This window comes from Yersinia sp. IP36721, from assembly GCF_003634395.1.
GTDB lineage: Bacteria > Pseudomonadota > Gammaproteobacteria > Enterobacterales > Enterobacteriaceae > Yersinia > Yersinia entomophaga.
This window is the reverse complement of sequence record NZ_QCZL01000054.1, coordinates 1-3050: the sequence shown is the minus strand read 5'-3', so window position 1 is coordinate 3050 and position 3050 is coordinate 1. Positions and strand designations below refer to the sequence as shown.

Sequence of the window (3050 nt, the reverse complement as noted above, 5' to 3'; positions counted from 1 at the left end):
CCGGCGCTCAGATTCAGCCGCCTTTGCTTTAGCCTGATCCTGGTTGCAGTCATAGATTGCGCCATGACGTTGCTCGACGAATACCACCCCGCCGCTGCCGTGCCGGTTAAGCCGGAGTAGTAATTCGGTGTCCTGCTGATTGGCGTTTTCGTCGTAAGCACCTTCGCGGTATATTCCCAGCCAGTAATCACAGTCTTGCTCAATCTGTCCTGTGTCGCGGGAGTCGCTTGGTTGAGGCCGCTTATTGACGCGCCTTTCTAAATCACGGTTTAGCTGAGTCAGCAGAACGACAACGCAATCAAGTTCTTTGGCGAGGTTCTTTAGCCCCTTGGTGATCATCCCGTAAGCCAGATCATTACGGTCTGCTTTTTCGGCTGACATCAGTGTGAGGTAATCGACCAACACCATGCCTACAACACCACGTTCGCGCTTGATGCGGCGGCACTCAGAAACGATGTGAGACAGTGAAAGTCCCGGAGTATCGTCGATGTACAGATTGCCACTTCTCGCCAGCTCTAACCCTTTCGCAGACGCCAACGCAAAACGGTTATCGTCGTACCCATCAAGATAAAAATTACTGCTGGATACTCCTGAGGCTTGGGAAATCATGCCTTCGCCAAGCTGCACATCAGGCATTTCAAGGCTAAACGCCAGCGCCGGGAGATTCTCATTCAGTGCGCAGTTGATAGCCATGTTTGAATAGAGCGTTGTCTTACCCATTTTGGGGCGGGCACCAACCACGAACAGTGAACCTTTCACAATTCGCTTAGGTTCCAGCATGGCGTCCAGTGATGCGATCCCGCTGGTTAACCCAACAGCTCGCGGGTCACCGGAAAGTCGTTGTTCGACAACATCAACCCAATCTGAGAACACACTTTCGAATGTTCGCAGTCCTCTGCGGTTACCTGTCTTGGCGTGATCTGTGATCTCGGTAGATAGCGCCTGTATCGCCTCAAGCTTTTGCGTTGCTGTCATGCCGTTGTTGGCATAAAGCAACTCGGTCATCGCATTGGTTTTGGCAATGCTGTAACGAGTGATCGCCTTATCGCGTACTTCCATCGCGTAATGCACGATATTCGCGGCGCTGGGGGTGTTCTTCGATAGCTCTGCCATGTAAGCAAAACCACCTACAGTGCTGCTAATCCCCTTGTTCTCCATCTGGTTGAACAGCGTCAGAAGGTCAATAGGGATCTGCCTGCTAACCAAGTCTTTAATTTCAGCAAAAATTACTTGGTGTGGGCGGGTGTAAAACGATTCTGGTTTCAGCATGGACAGGACTTTAGCAACGTTATCACTGCCGTCATCCAGCATCAGGCCGCCAAGAACACTCTGTTCTGCGTCGAGGTTGTGTGGTGGTGTTTTGTAATCAACGGTCATCCTTGGCCCCCTCTCGGACTTGAAGATAAGTTTCATCGTTCAGGAAATACTCCAACCCTTTTTTCTGCCACGTCTTTCCGGAGCGAGTATCAGGGCGGTCTTCCAGCATCCAGCGGCAATTGGTGGAAATGTAAGTCAGGTAGGCTTTCCAGCTTTCCAGCGTGAATGGCTGGCTGTCCAGTTGGCGAGTTATCTTGCTGGCTTTCACCCAGAAGGTTTTGATCAGGTTGCGTCGCTTGTCACTGAGTGCTCTTATGCCTTTGGCTTCTGGCAGAATGTCGTGATAAGCATTGACCACATCTTCACAACTGAATGACGGTTTTTTCTTTTCCGGTTTATCGGCTGAAGAGGGACTCTCTATTACGTTAGTAATAGAGTTATTAGTTATTTCATTGTTTGTGGCACTTTGTTGGTAATCTGTTGGCACAACCTCCGCGCCAGCGCTTGGTGTAAGCGGCTTTGCGTTGGCACTTTGTTGGTAATCTGTTGGCACTAAATTTGGCTGATATTCGTCGTATTTTGTGACGTAAATTAATGAGAATTTCTTGGTGGTTGACTTGGTGATCATCCCAAGTTTTTCAAACTTACCGATTAGATATTTAATGCGGTTACCGGTAATACCGGTTGCCAGTTCCAGCTTATTTCTGCCAGTCATAAACTCTCCACGACGAACCATGACATCACCCAGCTCAGTATTAACTATTGCCGGTGCGTGATTAGCGGTAAGTATGAAATGTATCCACAGGTGAACTGCCTCAGAATCCGTCCTGTAGAAGGGCAGTTCCATTATTTTTCTATGCATCAAGGCAAACCCCTTACCGGTTGCCTCCGGCCTTGCTGTGTCTGGTTGACGAAACGCTAAGACGTTACTCATTGGCCTTACCTCGAGTGGCTTTAAGCCCACGGAAAATCTCAATGAACTTGTGACCGAATATTGGATTGTCCACGCAGACCATGACTAATTCGTCTGGCTTTGCAGAACGCTGCTGAGTAACTTCTCGCTGTTTTGCGTTAGTTTTCTTTCGCATGTATAATTACCTCTGTAATTGGCTTGCATACCTGATTACCGATGCCCTAACAGTTCGCGCTGTTGGGGCATTTTCTTTAGAACAAAGCTGGAGTCCTGTTGACTGGCTTCCTAGCCTTGGCTTTCTTTGCCTCGGCCTTATCAGCCATTGTTGTGTTCTTGATTGCCCATGCCTTAGCAAGTCGCAAGCAGTCATCAAACATCTTTCCCTTTGCGCTTGCCTGTGAGCAGCGTCGATAGTGGTCAACTCCAAAATTTGCCCCCCCTTGAGCGATTGGTAACGAATACCCAGCCGCCAGAAGCTCTTGCTTGATGTTGTGTTCGATAAATTGGATGTGGTTCACTAGATCCTCCGTTAAGCGCTAAACCCCACTGATTGGTTGTTATGTTGCGTAAGCAACTCAGCTACCGACCTAGCAAGCCGGTTGAGTTCCTCGTCCTCCACTCCGTATTCCAATATCGCCAGCATCATGCTCACCTGCTGGAAGAAGCCGTGTTTCCACTTGCTTATCCGTGACTCATGAATACCCATCTGAGCAGCAAATTTCCCCTGCCCCATCATTGCGATTTTGTTCAATAAAGCGGTCTCAATCTTCATTGCTTTCTTGCTGTTACTTGCACGTTCCATGCGTAATACTTCCCTTGT

Annotated in this window: 5 protein-coding genes; all 5 read right to left on the bottom strand. The window is 48.9% G+C overall.

What is annotated here, in order from left to right; all coding sequences use genetic code 11:
• Positions 1–1377 (bottom strand): DnaB-like helicase C-terminal domain-containing protein (locus tag DBA33_RS20050; protein WP_120807095.1); only part of this gene is annotated, 1377 nt, incomplete at its 3' end.
• Positions 1367–2251, bottom strand: coding sequence for a hypothetical protein (locus tag DBA33_RS20045; protein WP_064518151.1), 885 nt, complete (start codon positions 2249–2251; stop codon positions 1367–1369). The genes DBA33_RS20045 and DBA33_RS20050, both read right to left, overlap by 11 nt.
• Entirely contained in the window at positions 2244–2405 is a 162-nt protein-coding gene (locus tag DBA33_RS20760) for a hypothetical protein (RefSeq protein ID WP_162975255.1), read from the bottom strand. Before DBA33_RS20760 ends, DBA33_RS20045 begins: the two co-directional genes overlap by 8 nt.
• Positions 2406–2481: 76 nt before the next feature.
• Positions 2482–2748, bottom strand: a complete 267-nt coding sequence (locus DBA33_RS20040; RefSeq protein WP_162975254.1) for a hypothetical protein — start codon at positions 2746–2748, stop codon at positions 2482–2484.
• A gap of 11 nt (positions 2749–2759) precedes the next feature.
• Positions 2760–3032, bottom strand: a complete 273-nt coding sequence (locus DBA33_RS20035; protein ID WP_049525569.1) for a CII family transcriptional regulator — start codon at positions 3030–3032, stop codon at positions 2760–2762.
• Between the last annotated feature and the right edge of the window lie 18 nt (positions 3033–3050).